Source organism: Vibrio sp. KUL80 (assembly GCF_059725495.1).
Genome location: NZ_AP045842.1, coordinates 1,823,013 through 1,839,001 on the forward strand (window position 1 = coordinate 1,823,013; position 15,989 = coordinate 1,839,001).

At 44.8% G+C, this 15,989-nt stretch carries 13 protein-coding genes and 1 pseudogene; 9 read left to right on the forward strand and 5 right to left on the reverse strand.

Annotated features, from left to right (window positions below; all coding sequences use genetic code 11):
* Positions 1-27 precede the first annotated feature (27 nt).
* Positions 28-1,332, forward strand: a pseudogene (locus tag AC6I8U_RS24715) (TrkH family potassium uptake protein); the annotation flags it as partial.
* 123 nt (positions 1,333-1,455) lie between these two features.
* On the opposite strand, the gene msrB reads toward AC6I8U_RS24715, so the two are convergent.
* Entirely contained in the window at positions 1,456-2,583 is a 1,128-nt protein-coding gene (gene msrB / locus AC6I8U_RS24720; protein ID WP_498018905.1) for a peptide-methionine (R)-S-oxide reductase MsrB, read from the reverse strand.
* 127 nt (positions 2,584-2,710) lie between these two features.
* Here msrB and AC6I8U_RS24725 point away from each other — a divergent pair, with 127 nt between their 5' ends.
* The 4 genes from AC6I8U_RS24725 (at position 2,711) to AC6I8U_RS24740 (ending at position 8,369) form a co-directional block, all read left to right on the forward strand.
* The gene (locus AC6I8U_RS24725; RefSeq protein WP_498018906.1) at positions 2,711-3,109 is read left to right on the forward strand and encodes an OsmC family protein; all 399 of its coding nucleotides are present in this window, start codon (positions 2,711-2,713) and stop codon (positions 3,107-3,109) included.
* Positions 3,110-3,118: 9 nt separating this feature from the next.
* On the forward strand, positions 3,119-3,994 hold the full coding sequence (locus AC6I8U_RS24730) for a YdcF family protein (RefSeq protein ID WP_498018907.1): 876 nt from the start codon (positions 3,119-3,121) through the stop codon (positions 3,992-3,994).
* A gap of 121 nt (positions 3,995-4,115) precedes the next feature.
* Entirely contained in the window at positions 4,116-7,295 is a 3,180-nt protein-coding gene (locus AC6I8U_RS24735; RefSeq protein ID WP_498018908.1) for a response regulator, read from the forward strand.
* A gap of 159 nt (positions 7,296-7,454) precedes the next feature.
* Complete coding sequence (locus AC6I8U_RS24740) at positions 7,455-8,369, forward strand: alpha/beta fold hydrolase (RefSeq protein WP_498018909.1); 915 nt, start codon at positions 7,455-7,457, stop codon at positions 8,367-8,369.
* 77 nt (positions 8,370-8,446) lie between these two features.
* Here the strand turns inward: AC6I8U_RS24740 and AC6I8U_RS24745 are convergent, their stop codons facing one another.
* Positions 8,447-9,829 (reverse strand): MATE family efflux transporter, encoded by a 1,383-nt coding sequence (locus tag AC6I8U_RS24745; protein WP_498018910.1) that lies wholly within the window; start codon positions 9,827-9,829, stop codon positions 8,447-8,449.
* 98 nt (positions 9,830-9,927) lie between these two features.
* Between AC6I8U_RS24745 and AC6I8U_RS24750 the strand changes: the two genes are divergently transcribed.
* Entirely contained in the window at positions 9,928-10,827 is a 900-nt protein-coding gene (locus AC6I8U_RS24750) for a helix-turn-helix transcriptional regulator (protein ID WP_394151009.1), read from the forward strand.
* A 28-nt stretch (positions 10,828-10,855) separates the two neighbouring features.
* Here the strand turns inward: AC6I8U_RS24750 and trxC are convergent, their stop codons facing one another.
* Positions 10,856-11,293 carry a thioredoxin TrxC gene (gene trxC / locus AC6I8U_RS24755; RefSeq protein ID WP_498018911.1) on the reverse strand — a complete coding sequence of 146 codons (438 nt, stop codon included), beginning with the start codon at positions 11,291-11,293 and terminating at the stop codon, positions 10,856-10,858.
* Positions 11,294-11,513: 220 nt separating this feature from the next.
* Here trxC and AC6I8U_RS24760 point away from each other — a divergent pair, with 220 nt between their 5' ends.
* A complete protein-coding gene (locus tag AC6I8U_RS24760; RefSeq protein WP_498018912.1) occupies positions 11,514-12,602 on the forward strand; it encodes a ketoacyl-ACP synthase III in 1,089 nt (362 codons plus the stop codon).
* A gap of 114 nt (positions 12,603-12,716) precedes the next feature.
* Here the strand turns inward: AC6I8U_RS24760 and AC6I8U_RS24765 are convergent, their stop codons facing one another.
* Entirely contained in the window at positions 12,717-12,971 is a 255-nt protein-coding gene (locus AC6I8U_RS24765; protein ID WP_128650086.1) for a putative hemolysin, read from the reverse strand.
* Positions 12,972-13,128: 157 nt separating this feature from the next.
* Positions 13,129-14,592 carry a DUF3943 domain-containing protein gene (locus AC6I8U_RS24770; RefSeq protein ID WP_498018913.1) on the reverse strand — a complete coding sequence of 488 codons (1,464 nt, stop codon included), beginning with the start codon at positions 14,590-14,592 and terminating at the stop codon, positions 13,129-13,131.
* Positions 14,593-14,774: 182 nt separating this feature from the next.
* On the opposite strand from AC6I8U_RS24770, the gene AC6I8U_RS24775 reads away from it, so the two are divergent.
* Both AC6I8U_RS24775 and AC6I8U_RS24780 read left to right on the forward strand, forming a co-directional pair.
* Positions 14,775-15,293 (forward strand): NUDIX hydrolase, encoded by a 519-nt coding sequence (locus AC6I8U_RS24775; protein WP_498018914.1) that lies wholly within the window; start codon positions 14,775-14,777, stop codon positions 15,291-15,293.
* 20 nt (positions 15,294-15,313) lie between these two features.
* Positions 15,314-15,970 (forward strand): potassium channel family protein, encoded by a 657-nt coding sequence (locus tag AC6I8U_RS24780; RefSeq protein ID WP_042471473.1) that lies wholly within the window; start codon positions 15,314-15,316, stop codon positions 15,968-15,970.
* Positions 15,971-15,989 lie beyond the last annotated feature (19 nt).

Below are 15,989 nucleotides of genomic sequence, written 5' to 3' on the forward strand. Positions count from 1 at the left end.
CTGAAACGAAACAGCCGACTCCCAATGCCATCAGAGCCTTATTTAATCGTTGCTAGCTTTCTTGCGGTGCTAATTCCGTCTGCTTTGTTGTTAACTTTTCCGGTCTTTTCGGTGACTGGACTCAGTTTTACTGACGCTTTTTTCACAGCGACCTCTGCGATTAGTGTGACTGGTTTGGGAGTCGTGGACACAGGCCAGCACTTTACCTTATCCGGCAAAATCCTGCTCATGCTTTTGATGCAGATTGGCGGGCTGGGCCAAATGACCCTATCAGCGGTCTTATTGTATATGTTTGGCGTTCGATTGAGCTTGAAACAGCAGGCTTTAGCGCAAGAAGCGTTGGGTCAGGATAGAAAAGTAAACATAAAAGGCTTGGTTAAGAAAATCATTATCCTTGCATTGGTTGCAGAAGCAGTCGGCGTAGCGATTCTTGCGTTTAGGTGGGTACCTGAGATGGGTTGGAATCAGGGGCTGTTCTACGCCGTTTTCCATTCTATCTCTGCGTTTAATAACGCAGGCTTTTCGCTATTTTCAGACAGCATGATGAGCTTCGCTTCGGACCCGGTTGTACTACTTGTTTTATCGAGCCTGTTTATTTTCGGTGGTTTGGGTTTTACTGTGGTTAGTGATGTTGCACAGAATGGACATAAAGGGTTCGCTCGCTTAGGACTACACACAAAGGTCATGTTAACCGCGACACCGTTATTGCTGTTTGGCGGAACCTTAATGTTCTTTTTACTTGAGCGAAGCAATGCAGAAACGTTAGGCGCTTTGACACTAGATGGTCAATGGCTGTCTGCATTCTTTCAATCGGCAAGTGCCAGAACTGCGGGCTTCAACAGCGTTGACTTAGAAAAATTTGGGCAGCCAGCGCTGCTAGTGATGATCATTTTGATGTTAATTGGCGCCGGTTCCACATCGACTGGCGGGGGTATAAAGGTGTCGACTTTTGCCGTTGCGTTTTATGCTACATGGGCATTTTTAAGACAAAAGCAATATGTTGAGATGTTCAACCGCACTGTGAGTTGGCAGACGGTGACACGATCTTTGGCCATCATTGTTGTGAGTGGTGCAATACTGACGCTTGCGATGTTTCTTCTTATGGTTACGCAAAACGCCGCATTCGACAAGGTGGTGTTTGAAACCATTTCTGCTTTTGCCACCGTAGGCTTAACCGCGGGGCTAACCGCTGAACTGAATGACCACGGTAAGTGGATCATGATCGTTGTCATGGTTATTGGACGAATAGGGCCACTCACTTTGGCTTATATGTTGGCTCGTCCAAAGCCCACCTTATTAAAATACCCAGAAGATAATGTGCTAACGGGATAGCGGAAAATAGATAAGTTGGCGCTGTAAAAGAAAACGCGACACCCGGAAGGATCGTTAGGTGTCGCGTGCGTTCAAGTTTTTTTGTCAGCGCCACGCTTGCAGCATAGGTACGTGTTGCCGAACTTACTTGTCGAACAAAGGTAGGAACTCTTCGTAGCCTTGCTGCGCGAGAAGATTTTTAGGGACGAATCGCATCGCGGCAGAGTTCATACAGTAGCGTAGGCCCGTTGGCTCAGGGCCATCTTTAAACACGTGACCGAGGTGTGAATCACCAAATCGGCTTCGTACTTCGGTGCGTGGATAAATCAGTTTATAGTCCGTTGTGGTGACAATGTAACGTTCATCGATTGGCTTGGTGAAGCTCGGCCAACCAGTTCCCGATTTGTATTTGTCTGTTGACGAAAACAGCGGCTCGCCAGTGACGACATCGACATAAATACCATCTTGCTTGTTATCCCAATATTTGTTGTCGAACGGTCTCTCGGTACCATCTTCTTGTGTCACATAGAACTGGAGCTCAGTGAGCGTCGCTTTTATTTCTTTGTCCGTTGGTCGCGTGTAGCTTTTGGTGTTTGCTTGACGGTCAATCATCTGACGGAGTGTGATAGGGTTGTCCTTGCGGTCATCTCCGAATATATCATCCAAGTACTGGTCTCGGCCTGAGTTGTATCTGTAGTACTTGTACTTCAAGCTGCTCTTTTTGTAATAATCTTGATGGTAATCCTCTGCAGGCCAGAAGGTGTCGTACTTTATAAGCTCTGTTGCCAGCGGCTTTTTGAAGACGCCTAATTTGTCTATTTCAGCCATAAACGTTTCGGCCACCTGTCTTTGCTCATCGTTATGGTAAAAGACTGCCGGTCTGTACTGTGGTCCCCTGTCAACGAATGAACCTTTGTCGTCAGTAGGGTCGATGTGTCTGAAGAAGTGGTCAAGCACTTCCTCGTAACTGACAACAGCCGCATCAAAAGTTACTTGGATCACTTCAATGTGAGCCGTTTGTCCACTTGCCACTTGTCTGTAGGTTGGCTCTTCGAGTTGACCGCCTGCATAACCTGATACTACGTCTACGACGCCTTTCAACTGCTCGAGGTCAGACTCAGTGCACCAGAAACACCCTCCTGCAAGCGTTGCCACTTGTGGTTGTGCTGGTTGCGTTTTGTTATCGTCAGCCATTCCAGATTGGCTGGTCAACCCGAAAATGACGGGAACGGCGATCAGTAACGACAATATGAGTTTGGCTAGGTTGGTCATAGTTACTCCTGAGACTTGATTGTCTAATTTCCTAATAAGACACAACAAACGCGCTAAAAATTTCAAATTCGCTACTTGTCGGGTTACTATCCTTATCAATATTCTCATCTGCCACTTGGAGGTTTATATGCAAGCGGAAGTGAAATGGATCGAAGGATTCAAGTTTTTAGGTCAATCTCAGTCGGGTCATTCTATTGTTATGGATGGCAGTGGGGGCGAGACAGCGCCAAGTCCTATGGAAATGGTACTAATGGCTGCTGGTGGTTGTAGCTCTGTCGATGTTGTTGATGGTCTGAAATCTGCGAATCAAGATGTCACTGATTGCACAGCCAAATTAACAACGGAAAGACGTGAAACAGCACCTCGAATCTTTACTGAAGTTAACATCCATTTTGTTGTTTCAGGCAATAACTTGGATGAGGCATTGGTTGATAAGGTTACTAAGGACTCGCTCGAAAAATACTGCTCAGTTTGCTTGATGCTGGGTGAGGGTGTGAAGATGACGCACTCTTGGGAAATCGCATAAGGAAAGAATGTGGACGAAAGGGATTTCGAACATCTCATCGTGGTATTAGGTAAGCGCCTGAACAAGGATGCTCTGACGCCAGAGGGTGAATCTCGCGTTCAAGCTCTCGTCGATAGGGCAATGACACAGGATCTTTCTAATACCATAGTCGCGTTTTGTGGTGGTGTAACCAACGGGCAATCGCTGTCTGAAGCGGAGGCAATGCATCGACGCTTTCTCGAGTTGCTTCCATTAGTGAAACAAGAATTAATTGGTGCGCTAATCATTGAAGATGAGTCGATAAACACGGTAGAGAACATTCGGAACTTAGCGGAAAAGCTCATAGATAGTGGCTTGGCTAGCACTAATAAACCGTTAAATGTCACTTTGCTTTCGAGTGATTACCATTTGAAGCGAGTCTTTACCATTCAAAAACTTCTTGATGAGCAAGGGCTTCTAAAACACCTTGAATACTGTTGTGGTGAAGCGGGGCTGACAATTAACTTGTCTTATGAGACTCAAGATCACATTCTTGTCCCATATCCCCATAAATGCCTCTCAGGGCAACTATTTGTCCTCATCGATCAATTGACCATATATAGGGTCTTCTTAGAAGGGCAAATGAACAATGTGTTTACGAAACCGATCGAAGAACTCATCTCTAAACCCTATGAAATCGCAGTAACTGCACTTGATGGAATAGATGGTATATTAGATATCAATAACAAAGAGTGCCTATTATTGATTGGGCAGATGCCTATTATTAGAGCACTCGTTGGTAACTCCGCAAATATACAGTCAGCAACTTGTGTATACGAGCACCTTCCATTGTTGGATACTCTGCTTACCTTCTTCAATCGCTATGTTGATCCTGAGCAAGATCAGTCAGTTAAGTGGTGGAAGTGAGACCTATCTCTATTTGTTCTACTCATTTATAAATTATTCACTCAATAAGTTCGACTAAAACAATAGTTTTCCTAGACTTACTATATCTAAACTTTTGTCGTAATGGATATCGGGCAACGGAATGAACAAACTCGAGTTATGGAACAACTTGTCAGTAAAACACAAAATGTTGTTGCTGGTTTTATTGCCACTAGCATTAATTGTTTTCCTCGCATCTCGCCAAATCACGTCCCTCAATAACCAACTTGCTGATCTAGAGAAAGTAGAGCGTTTGGTCAGATACTCAGAAGTGCTTTCTGATGTCCAATCTAAGGCAAATGACGCAAGACCAACATCAGATGTAGTCGATATCACAAGCTCACTAGAGTCGTTGAAAGTATTGGGCGCTGAGATATTTCCATCAGATGAAGCGGTTAGGCTTTCAGGGTTGTTGGACGACTATCAAGAGAGTGTGGTTTCCGTCGCTGAAGCGGCAGACTATGTCGAAAAGCAAGAACTCGTAGAATGGCAGGTGGATACCTATAAACAGATATTAATGATTATTGAAAAGTCGCCAGCGAAAGCCGTTCTTCCGGTCGTGGATGGTCATATGGTGGCACTTTCGCAGCTCGAGTGGTTGGTTTTTTGGGCCGATGAAGAAATCTGGCAAACGAGCGCTTTGATTCAAAGTTATCAATCTGGAGAAGCGACAGACGAGTTGAATAAGCAAGAGATCGCCAATCTGGTACAAAACCAACAGTTATTCGTTGAGCGTTTCGTCGCCATTAACGCCGATCCTATGCAGGTGAACCTTCTGCTTGATTCATTTTCAAATCCTGCTTTCGAAGAGAGCAGTATGTTCAGAAACGTATTGCTTAGTAGCGAGGGTGTCGCATCTTTAAGTAGTGCTGAGATTAAAGCGGGAATTGATGCATTAAACCTGCGCTCTAATCTGATCCAAGGCGTTTCACTGTCTATCGAAGAACAACTACGTCAGGAAATCCGCACTCTAGTCGCTGGTTTTGAACAGCAACGCATGGGTTTCTTGACGGTAGTATCACTACTCACCGTAATGCTGATTGTCATTGGTGTGAATCTAGCGCTTCGTGTCACTAGAAACCTAGGGTTGGTGCTCAAATTTTTAGAGCAAGAAGATGACAATCAGGCTATCTCACTAACGAGTAAAATTGGCGGTAAAGATGAATTAAGCCGATTTGCTAAAGAGGTAGAGCGCTTGACGCATGAGCGTATAGAGGGAGAGAAGCGACTTCTTGAGGCGAAAGAAGATGCCGAGCAAGCTAAGGAAAACGCGATTCAAGCAAGTAAAGCGAAGAGTAGTTTCTTGGCTAACATGTCGCATGAGATTCGAACACCGCTCAACGGTGTCATTGGCATTTCAGAAGTGCTATCGGATACCGATCTCACCGCGACTCAGAAAGACTATGTCGACACGATAGAAACGTCCTCACATCTTCTGCTTAGCTTGATTAATGACATTCTGGACTTTTCTAAGATTGAATCTGGCATGTTGCAGATCAACCCGCATTCAACGTCTATTCGTGAAACCATTTATGACATTGCGTCTATCGTAGCACCTAAAGTGAAAGAGAAGGGGATAGAACTCAACGTTGATATAGACTCTAAAGTTCCTTTCAGGGTCTTGGCAGACGATCACCGAATGCGCCAAGTCTTGATGAACTTCATGTCCAATGCCGTGAAGTTCACTGAAGAAGGTACCGTAACCATTGGTGTTCAGTACCAGGGCGAATCTGAGAATATGGCGAACTTACTGTTTGAGGTTAAGGATTCTGGTATAGGTATCGACAAGGCGAGACAGTCAAAAATCTTTGAAGCATTTGCTCAAGAAGATGACTCCACTACAAGGCAGTTTGGTGGCACTGGCTTAGGTCTGGCAATCAGTACGCAATTAATCGAATTGATGGGCGGTAAGATCCAGCTTGATTCAGTCAAAGGTGTAGGTAGCCGCTTCTACTTTACACTGTCTTTGGCTATCGATGAGCATGACTATCAACACAGAAATCCTCTCATTTACGACGAGTTGGTGATGGTGTGCAACTCGAGTGTCTACGAAGAGCGAATCAAACGAGATCTGCAGTTCTATGGATTGAGCGTTGATCGTGTCTCTCAATCTTTAAATGAGTTGAGCCTCACTGATGCAAGTACTAAGACATTGCTCATCTATGTAGATGGCGGCGGTGTGGACTCAGAAGAAGACAGTAAACGTTTTGCAGAAATTAATGGGCAAGGCACCGCTATTTGCCTTATCAGGCAATTTGATAGTGCTAATAAAGATTTTGGTCGAAACATCTGCGCGCTGATTACCTATCCGCTGCTCGGTAATCGACTACTGAAATCTCTGGAGGCTTGCTGTAAGTCTTTGTCGCAAGGTGCGGTCTATGCTTCTGTGGGTAGCAAAGAGGTCGATAATCGTATTCGAGTACTACTTGTTGAAGATAACCTCGTAAACCAAAAAGTAGCCACGCTTCATTTGAAGAAGATTGGCTGCGAATTCGATGTTGCTAACCATGGGCAGGAAGCGGTTGAACTGTATGAGAAAAACCAAAATTATACGTTTGTCTTGATGGATTGCATGATGCCCGTGATGGATGGATTCGAGGCGACCGAAAAAATTAGACAGCTTGAAACCCAACTGGGGATCGCTCGTACGCCAATTATTGCGTTGACCGCTAGTGTAGTGGATGACGATATACAAAAATGCTTTGACTGTGGAATGGACGATTATGTACCTAAGCCATTTAAGGCGGAAATCCTCAAAGAGAAAATCGTTTCTGCAATTGAAATGAAGCAACAAGAACTGTCAGATGGCGTTCTAGAGCAAACGCCAGATATTCAAGAAATTGTCGTTCCGAAAGAAACCATTGTAGAGGCGAGCGATAATTCGAGCAAACCAAGTGCTACAGTGAGTAATGGGTCGCGAATTCTGTTAGTTGAGGATAACTTGGTGAATCAAAAAGTGGCCTCACTGCACTTAGCGAAGGCTGGTTTTGAGTACGATATTGCAGCTAATGGTCAAGAAGCGCTGGATCTATACCAGAGCAACGTTAACTACGACGTGATTTTGATGGACTGTATGATGCCGGTAAAAGACGGTTTTGAAGCGACTCAAGATATTCGAGAGTATGAAAAACAGCAGGGTATGACTCCGACGCCGATTATTGCTCTGACGGCGAGTGTGGTCGATGATGACATTCAAAAGTGCTTTGATGCGGGAATGGATGCTTACGTTCCTAAACCTGTTAGACGAGAAAAGTTGCTGCATGAAATGAGCAATTATCTTTGATTAAGAGATCTAATATAGAGCCGTCACACTACGTGGCGGCTTTTTTTATGGGAACTCTAGTCTAGTATGTCGGCGCAGCATAGTTACCTTAGGGGGGACGCTAGAAAATCAGATATAGCCTCATAAAGTAACCTTCCTTTTGAACAACTGAGATACGCTATGCTTGCTGTTGCTTTCCTAGTAACCCTATGTTGCCTGTTGGCTTTGCCAATCCTAATCAATAAGGAGAAATACGTACTGGACGATGTTCATCGTGCAGAAGCTCCGGGTCGATTTGTCGAACTGAAGTTAGGAAAGGTTCACTACCAATTAGAGGGCGATCCTGACGCGCCCTTAGTCGTGCTTGTGCACGGGTTCTCAGCTCCGTCTTATATGTGGGATAACAATCGCGCCGTAATAGCGAACGCGGGATATCGTGTTCTGACGTTTGACCTTTTTGGTCGCGGTTATTCATGTCGTCCGAAGGTTAACTATGATAAAGCGCTTTTTGTCGAACAAGTTCGAGAGTTGACAGAGTTGCTTGTACCTAACAAACCATTTCATATCATAGGGCTCTCTATGGGTGGGGCAATAACCTCCGCATTTGTTAAGCAGTATCCAAAGAGAATTTTGAGTGTTGGTTACTTAGCACCATTTAATCAAGCCATTGATATTGGAGCACTAACCCTGCCAATCATTGGAAAATGGTTAGGCTATACCTTGTTCATACCTAAACTTCCGGCAAATCAGACTAACGATCTCGTTGCACCTGACAAGTTTCCGTTTTGGTCAGATAAGTTTAGTGAACAGATGATATACAAAGGCTTTAGCCGTGCGGTAATTAGCACCGGTCGTCATCTAATTGCAAAAGATCCAAGTGAAGATTTTCTAGACGTGGGTGCGCTTTCGGTTCCAAAACTAGTGCTTTGGGGAACGGACGATAAAGTTATACCCCTGTCGGATCTAGAGCGTGTTGTCCAATTACTTGGTGACAATACTTCTCATAGCGTATTTGAAAACGCAGGGCACGCATTGCAGTATGAATGCTATGAAAGGGTGAACAAACGAATCATCGAACACCTCAATCATGTTTAGTGAATTGTAGTAACAAGAAACGCCAAAACACATGCTATGTTTTGGCGTTTTTTATCGTATCACTAGGGAGAAGAACGTTAAGCTGTTGCTAGTGTGAGGTTGTTCATCCAGTATCGCTTGAGGTAGCGATGGAAACAGAGTGAAAACTTCACGACTTCTTCTACCAACATACAGGTGTAAACCAGTTTAAATTCCAATCCGAAAATGAAAGCAGCTGATGCAGTAAGTGGTAGCCCGACACACCACATCGCGATAAAGTCCATTCTTAGACAGAACTTGTTGTCACCACCCGCTCTTAGAATGCCATTAATGATGATTAGATTGAGCATGCGCAACCAAATCGCACAACACAAAATAACCATTGCAGGTGAGGCGAGTGGGTGAAGCTCTGGCGTCGTCAGATTCAACCACGACAATATGGTTTCTCGACCCATGAGTAGGCCCGCTCCTGTCAACAAACCAAACACTAATACCGCCTTGATAAAAGTTTTTGACATGTTGAACGCCTGTTCAAACTCGTCTCTGCCCAGTGACTGACCCAATAATATCGAACAGGCAACAGAGATCCCAAAGAACAGAGAGTAACAGAGCGATTCAAATGGACCCATCATGCTAAAGACAGCAAGCTCTGTCGTCCCCATATGCCCAAAAATGACTTGGTACATCAAGGTACCCATCGCCCATAATACTGCATTCAATGTTGTTGGAATCGCAAGTGATTTGTAAGACGCCCATAAACGGGTAGCGTTATCCAGTACTTGCTCTCTCATCAACCAGTGATTACGTGCTTTTAAGTAGCCCCAGATAAACAACACCTGCAGTAAGCGAGAAATGGTGGTAGCAAGTGCTGCACCTGCGACCCCCATTGCTGGCACACCCCAGCCACCTTTGATTAGCCAGAAGTTCAGTGCGATGTTGATAACAATCGTCACCGCACCTAACACCAATGGAGTGACAGCGTCACCTGAAGAGCGCATTGCGGATTCTGCAACGATGACAACGTGAGTCAAGATCAATACTGGAAACGCATACCACAGGTAGGTCGCACCAAGCTCAATAACACTCGTGTCTGTCGTTTGCAGCATCATGATGTAGCTGGAAAAAACAGTGATGACAAACGTCACAGGAACAAGCAGTTTCGCACCAAAAATCATTGATAGTTTGGTGATGGTTTTTGCACTACGCTTGTCTGAGCGCCCCCAATACTGAGCAACCAAAACGCCATTCGCTGATGCCATGCCAGCCATGATCATAATTGCTACGAAGTGCCATTTAGAGGCGATACCCACCGCAGCAGTCGCTTCCTTACCAAAGTCACTGACCATAAGCACATCCGCTAACGCTAAAATTGCGACTAATGCACTTTGAACAGCAACTGGGAACCCCAACTTGACGACAGCGGATAAAAGTTGACTTTGAGCCACACCGTTAGATGACTTAAGATGGTGTTGAGTTGTCATAGCTGCCTCCTAATTCAGTAAGTTAGAGATTGAATAATCGCGTGAAGAGTGTGGGGGTATTAACGTCGCTAATATATGAAAAACGGTATTACGAAACCATGTTCAAAAATAGACAAAACCTGTGCAAATCCGTCATTGAGCAATTTAGCAGCAAAAATGAATGGGTGGATGAGGTGCATTTATCTGAGCTGTGTGAAGAGCGCTTTCTATCGGCAAGCGATGTGCCTGAGTTTTCGTCGGAAGACATCTTTATGTCAGGTATGGCGAATCTCATTGACAGCTATCATGTTGAACGTGGGGGAGTCGATGTCCACACGATATTGTTCACCATAGAAGGTGGCGGTATTCTGATAACAGAAACTGAGGTAACGGCGATAGAGCCCTACACTGTGGTTGTGTTGCCAGCAAACAGCGCGTTTCGTTTCGAAATAAACCCTCAGTATCGTCATTGGCGCATGATTTGGTTTCTACCAAAGAATCGCCCACGTTGGCAGATGTTTGCTGATTTAGGGCAAAAGGTGCTGCCGTTCAACGGCTGTGAGCGAATGTGGGCGTTAATGACCTTGTTGTATGCGGAGATTGGTGGTCGTTCGAGTTATCGAAAACTATTGGTGAGTGAAGTATGTCGATTGATAACGGGCTATGAATCGCAAACCACAGACTCAACAGTGAGGGTACAAGCACTGTTTGCGCAAATAGAAAGTCAATTGCACTTGCCTTGGAGCGTTAAGTCGATGGCGCATAAGGCGTTTTTGAGCGAAGAGCAATTAGCTCGAATATGTAAGCAGCTTTACGGTGTCTCTCCGAGGACGAGGTTAATTAACCTAAGAATGGAAAAAGCCTGCGACCTACTTGAGAATAATGATTGGTCGGTATCTATGATTGCAGAGCGACTGGGCTATCGAGACCCGTTCAACTTCACCCATCGATTTACCAAGCAGGTCGGCTGTTCTCCATCGGCTTATCGCAAACGTATGTTAGAAAAGTCGACCCACTAGAAAAAATGACGAGTTATCTTTTGCTAAATCAACCCTTGGATAGTGCTTGATTTAGCCATTGATCAAATTGGGTTTTAGGTAATGCGCCATTGATCATGTCGACACGTTGACCAGATTTGAACACCATAATGGTAGGAATGCTTCTGATTTGGAACTGAGCCGCAAGTTGTTGCTGTGCTTCGGTATCGACCTTTAGAAAGCGAACCTTTCCTTTGCGCTCCTCAGCAACTTGCTCAAAAACAGGTGCAAACCCGACACATGGGTTACACCAAGTCGCCCAGAAGTCGACAACGACAGGTTGTTCACTGTTAATCAAAGCACTAAAGTTATCTAGAGTGCCCTCAATAGGGTGACCATCTAGCAGTGGAGTTTTGCAACGACCGCAGTTTGGAGACTCAGAGAGTCTATCGATTGGCAGTCGGTTGAGACCATTGCAGTTTGAGCAGAGTGTGTTGATTGTGGACATTACTTTTCTCCTTTCTATACCCTAGTTTTCTGGTACCCAAATGACTTGCGTATAGAAACGTGGATTTTTGGAAATCAGACTTCTTTGAGCCCTGGAATGTGAGTATACTCACTCTTCTATAGTCAAGATAAGCAAGACATTGTCGGTCATTATGAATGCTTAGTGATTGATATGAATTGTTTATCTTGATTGGCGAAAACTATAAGAAAATAGGTACAGAATGACAACTTTTTACGCCGAAATTACTGGGTGGGGTAAGTGCCTTCCACCAGCAATTCTCTCTAACCATGATCTCAGCACAGTAATGGATACGTCAGACGAGTGGATTCGTACTCGTACCGGTATTGAAAATCGCCGTATTAGCCATGTTAATACTTCAGACATGGCGACGGTAGCGGCTAAGCATGCAATGGCATGTGCGGGTATCACAGCGGAAGAGGTTGATCTGATCATCGTCGCGACGTGTTCACCTGACTCGCTCATTCCAAATACGGCTTCTCGCGTTCAACAAAACCTTGGTGTACCTGCAGCGGCTGCGTTTGATTTAAATGCTGCGTGTACTGGCTTCGTGTATGGTCTTGAAACAGCGACTAAGCTGATTCAATCGGGCAATTATCGTAACGCGATTGTTATTGGTGCAGAGCGTCTTTCTTTCTTTATTGATTGGACAGAGCGCGACACGGCAGTTCTTTTTGGTGATGGCGCTGGTGCAGCTGTACTGACTCGCACAGAAAACCAAGTCGGTCTGCAAGACGCACAAATCGGTTGTGACGCCAAAGGTCGAGATATCCTAGCTGTACCTAAATTTGGTACATCTATGGAGCGTTTCGCGGCAGACAATGGCTACTTCGAGTTCGATTTCATCGGTAAAGAGATCTTTAAGCGTGCGGTTAAAGGCATGGGTGCTGCGGCAAACACGGTATTGTCTCGCTCAAATCTGACAAAAGATGATATCGACGTTGTGATTCCTCACCAAGCGAACATCCGCATTATCCAAACGCTGTGTGACCTATCTGGTATCGAGCAAGAGAAAGCGTTTGTGAACATTCAAAACTACGGCAATACGTCTGCTGCAACAGTGCCAATTGCACTGTGTGAAGCACTCGAGCAAGGTAGAATCAAACCGCAAGATGACCTGCTGCTTGCCGCATTCGGTGCAGGATTGACGTGGGGCGCAGGACACATTAAATGGGGTGAGCGTGTTACTCCAGTAGCAACGAGTGACGCAGCACTGCCGGTATGTGAGCAATCAGCATTAGAGCTGATGGCGACTGCGATTGAACATTGCAAAAACAAACCAAACAAATAGGTTTGCAAGGAGAGGGGCGCACAGCGATGCGCTCCTTCTAAACTGATAAAAAACGCCAGCAGGCTTAGCGCATGCTGGCGTTTTTATTTGACTATCGATTAGATGAATCGTCGATTAGTTGCTTTCTTTATCTCGATTTTCGTAGTAATCCCAAACCGTGTAGCGCTCTTCTTCAGAAAGTACGCAGTATGGTACGCGCTTGCCATTTTCTGTAACGCGCTCAAGCTTATGACCTTGCTCCACACAATAGACGTAAGCAGGATCACTTATTACCGTGATTTCATCCACATCATACTTATCTGGTTCACTCGCACAGCCTGCTAAAATGCCCACTGCAACAGCGCCAATCATCCATTGTACTTTTTTCATTATCTCTCCTATTTGGAAGTTAGGCTTTTGCTTAAGTGTAGGAGATTTCTAATAAAAAGTGTTTTGATTCGGTCAAATTATTCAACTTTATGATGAATAATCGCTGTCATTGCTTAGTTGCTCCCAGAATTCCTACAAACTCGATAGCTCATTGCTATTAGATGTGCTTGTTACCTTCACCAAATCGGTAGATAAGGCGCGAGCCCCAAAGACTATCACGTGCTCCAGAATTACGGTGATACGCGTATTTCCAGTCTGCTTGAATAGACCAGTTAGCATTGAGCGTGTAGTGCAAGCCTGTACCTATGTTCCACTGTAGCTTCTTGGTGTCACGGTCTTTATTCAACATCGCTTCGCCCACACCCGCATTGATGTAGGGCTTAAGCGCGTTATCAGCAAACAAGTAGTACTGCACATCGAAGCTGTAGTTTTCGTAGATATGCTTCTGATTATCCACGGTCGACTCATAGTTGCCTTGCATGTAACCCAAGCGTGCTGACAATTGGTTGGTAAAATACAGACCAAGAGTGAAAGCTGGGGCAAAGTCGTTCTTTAGGTTACGTTCTTTCTCGAGTTGTGGGTAAGCAAAACCAGCACTCACACCAACAATTCCATATGTAACAGGATCGTCTGTGTATTGATGATAGCTTTTCTTCTGACGTCGTTTTAGGCTGTCATCCGTCTCGCCTGCACCAAACGCGTACTGAACCTGCATTTGATATTTAGTTTCTACTTCGCCGTTTCTTAGAACATTGGAGTGAACGCCAACAAAACCAGTACCCGCTTTGACGATTTCGCGACCCGCAATGTTGTTTACACCGCGGCCTAGGCTATCAACTGGGTCTAAGAAAAATAGGGCAGTTGAACCCAGCGCATCGGAACCGAACACAGTACCGCCACGTAAACGAATTTCTTTCTCTTTATTAAATGCCCATTCACCATATACCCAACCGAGCGTCGGGGTAACAACGAGGTCTTGGATGGATGGTACTTCGGCAAATGCTTCAATACCGTATTCCCAATAAAAGGTCGACATTAGCGTCGAGTACATGAAGGCGTCCCATTGGCGATAGCCTGACTTACGTGCCGCTTGATAGTAAACACCACCAAAATAAGGGTGACCAATGTAGTTGATAACGTGATCATCACGATCCCAAACAGGACCAGAGCGAACGTTGTCCCACCATTTGTTCATCAACTTGATGTCATCTTTTTCCCAGTTGGTGATGGACTCTGGCATCAGTGCCAAAACACCAGCCACACCAACACCGTAGGCAAAAATAGACTTAGTTTGAGACCAAAGGCGCTCACTGTCTTCGCCATTTTGTGGATTAAACAGCGAGACACGGTAAGGGGAGTCATAAAAGTTTGCTTGGCTGATGGAATCGTCTTGGCGTAACTCTTCAAAACTGCTGTTGGTGGAAATCGATCGATATCCCAATGCATTCAGTGATTCTGATTGAGTTGAGTGAAACTCATTGTCAGTCATCATCTGATCGGAACGAATCGCTTGATTGAGTAAGTCTTGTTCTGAAACTGAGTCGCTTGATGAGTCGTCGGCTAGGGCATAAGAAGCCGAACAAAGAGCAACAGCAGCGAGAAAAGAAGTCGTTGGGTTCATAGTGATTTATATTTATTTGATTGATACGGAATTAGTTGCTTAACCTGAGCTTGGGCAAGTCGGCAATACTACCATTTCTATAAATATATGTCGCAATCGAATTGACTAGAAAACGCCATACAACTGTAAGTTCATATTTTTGTGGTAAACTTCACGAAAACAGACCATTAAAGAGTAAAACTGTGAGACAAATTACCACTGCCATCCACCCTGATATCTCTCACCTAGACGATAAAACGATCATAAAACGAAACGCGACGCGCGCGATCGTTGTTGATGGTGAAGACATTCTTCTACTCTATACAGAGCGTTATCACGATTACTCTTTGCCAGGTGGCGGCTTAGATGATGGAGAGGACGTAATTGCGGGTATGGTGCGTGAACTTGAAGAAGAGACGGGCGCGAAGAACATCCATGGAATCAAGCCGTTTGGCATCTACGAAGAGTTTCGACCTTGGTACAAAGACGATGCTGATGTTATGCATATGATTTCGTTCTGTTATTCTTGTAAAGTTGACCGCGAGTTAGGGCAGACCGCTTACGAAGACTATGAAGTGAAAAATGGAATGAAGCCTGTATGGGTCAACATCCACGATGCGATTGCCTTTAACGAGAAAACCATTGCAGAAAGCGACAAAAAAGGCATGAGTATCGAGCGAGAAACGTATCTGTTGCATCTTATTGCCAAAGAGATGCTGTAGCGTTAGGGAGAATGCATTCGATGAAATTGATGAGTAAAGACGACAACTTTTTCTTCTTGTTAGGCTCATTGTTGGTTCTATTTTTTATGAGCGCCATGGTGCATCAGTTTAAAGATGACGCACAGGACTATGTCCTTGCCTTGATCATCTTATGTATGAGTACCTCGATAGTTGGCGTCCACCGAAAACAGACCTTTTACCGCTCTTGGTATGCGGTGATGATAACGGTTGCGGTTATTTCAGGTGTGTTTTCGCTGTTTGATGACTACGACTTGTCTCTGGTTACCCTGTTTTCATTGCTATTTTTCGTGCTTGCCCAGACTTACTCTGCGCTGAAGCAAGTGATGATGCCAACAAAAGTCACGCTGAATCAGATTGTTGGTTCTATTTGTGTCTACTTGTTGTTTGGGCTGTCGTTCGCTTTCATCTATCTCATTCAGTTGGAACTGTTTGAAGCTCCGTTTAATGGATTGGAGGCTAAGCCATGGCTGGATAACTTGTTCGACGTTATTTATTTCAGCTTCATTACCTTAACGACCGTTGGTTATGGGGATATTTCTCCGGCGCTAGCCATCCCGAGGTTTTTTGTGTTTCTCGAGTCAATTACGGGCAGTTTCTATCTGGCAATCATGGTCGCAAGCCTGGTTAGCAGCCATCTAGCTCAAAAAGACGCATAGTGCTTTTTATTAGTGCACA

Coding starts and splice junctions, on each gene's coding strand:
- msrB (WP_498018905.1), bottom strand. CDS start 2,583: ATGACCAACCTAGCCAAACTCATATTGTCGTTACTGATCGCCGTTCCC.
- AC6I8U_RS24725 (WP_498018906.1), top strand. CDS start 2,711: ATGCAAGCGGAAGTGAAATGGATCGAAGGATTCAAGTTTTTAGGTCAA.
- AC6I8U_RS24735 (WP_498018908.1), top strand. CDS start 4,116: ATGAACAAACTCGAGTTATGGAACAACTTGTCAGTAAAACACAAAATG.
- AC6I8U_RS24740 (WP_498018909.1), top strand. CDS start 7,455: ATGCTTGCTGTTGCTTTCCTAGTAACCCTATGTTGCCTGTTGGCTTTG.
- AC6I8U_RS24745 (WP_498018910.1), bottom strand. CDS start 9,829: ATGACAACTCAACACCATCTTAAGTCATCTAACGGTGTGGCTCAAAGT.
- AC6I8U_RS24750 (WP_394151009.1), top strand. CDS start 9,928: ATGTTCAAAAATAGACAAAACCTGTGCAAATCCGTCATTGAGCAATTT.
- trxC (WP_498018911.1), bottom strand. CDS start 11,293: ATGTCCACAATCAACACACTCTGCTCAAACTGCAATGGTCTCAACCGA.
- AC6I8U_RS24760 (WP_498018912.1), top strand. CDS start 11,514: ATGACAACTTTTTACGCCGAAATTACTGGGTGGGGTAAGTGCCTTCCA.
- AC6I8U_RS24765 (WP_128650086.1), bottom strand. CDS start 12,971: ATGAAAAAAGTACAATGGATGATTGGCGCTGTTGCAGTGGGCATTTTA.
- AC6I8U_RS24770 (WP_498018913.1), bottom strand. CDS start 14,592: ATGAACCCAACGACTTCTTTTCTCGCTGCTGTTGCTCTTTGTTCGGCT.
- AC6I8U_RS24780 (WP_042471473.1), top strand. CDS start 15,314: ATGAAATTGATGAGTAAAGACGACAACTTTTTCTTCTTGTTAGGCTCA.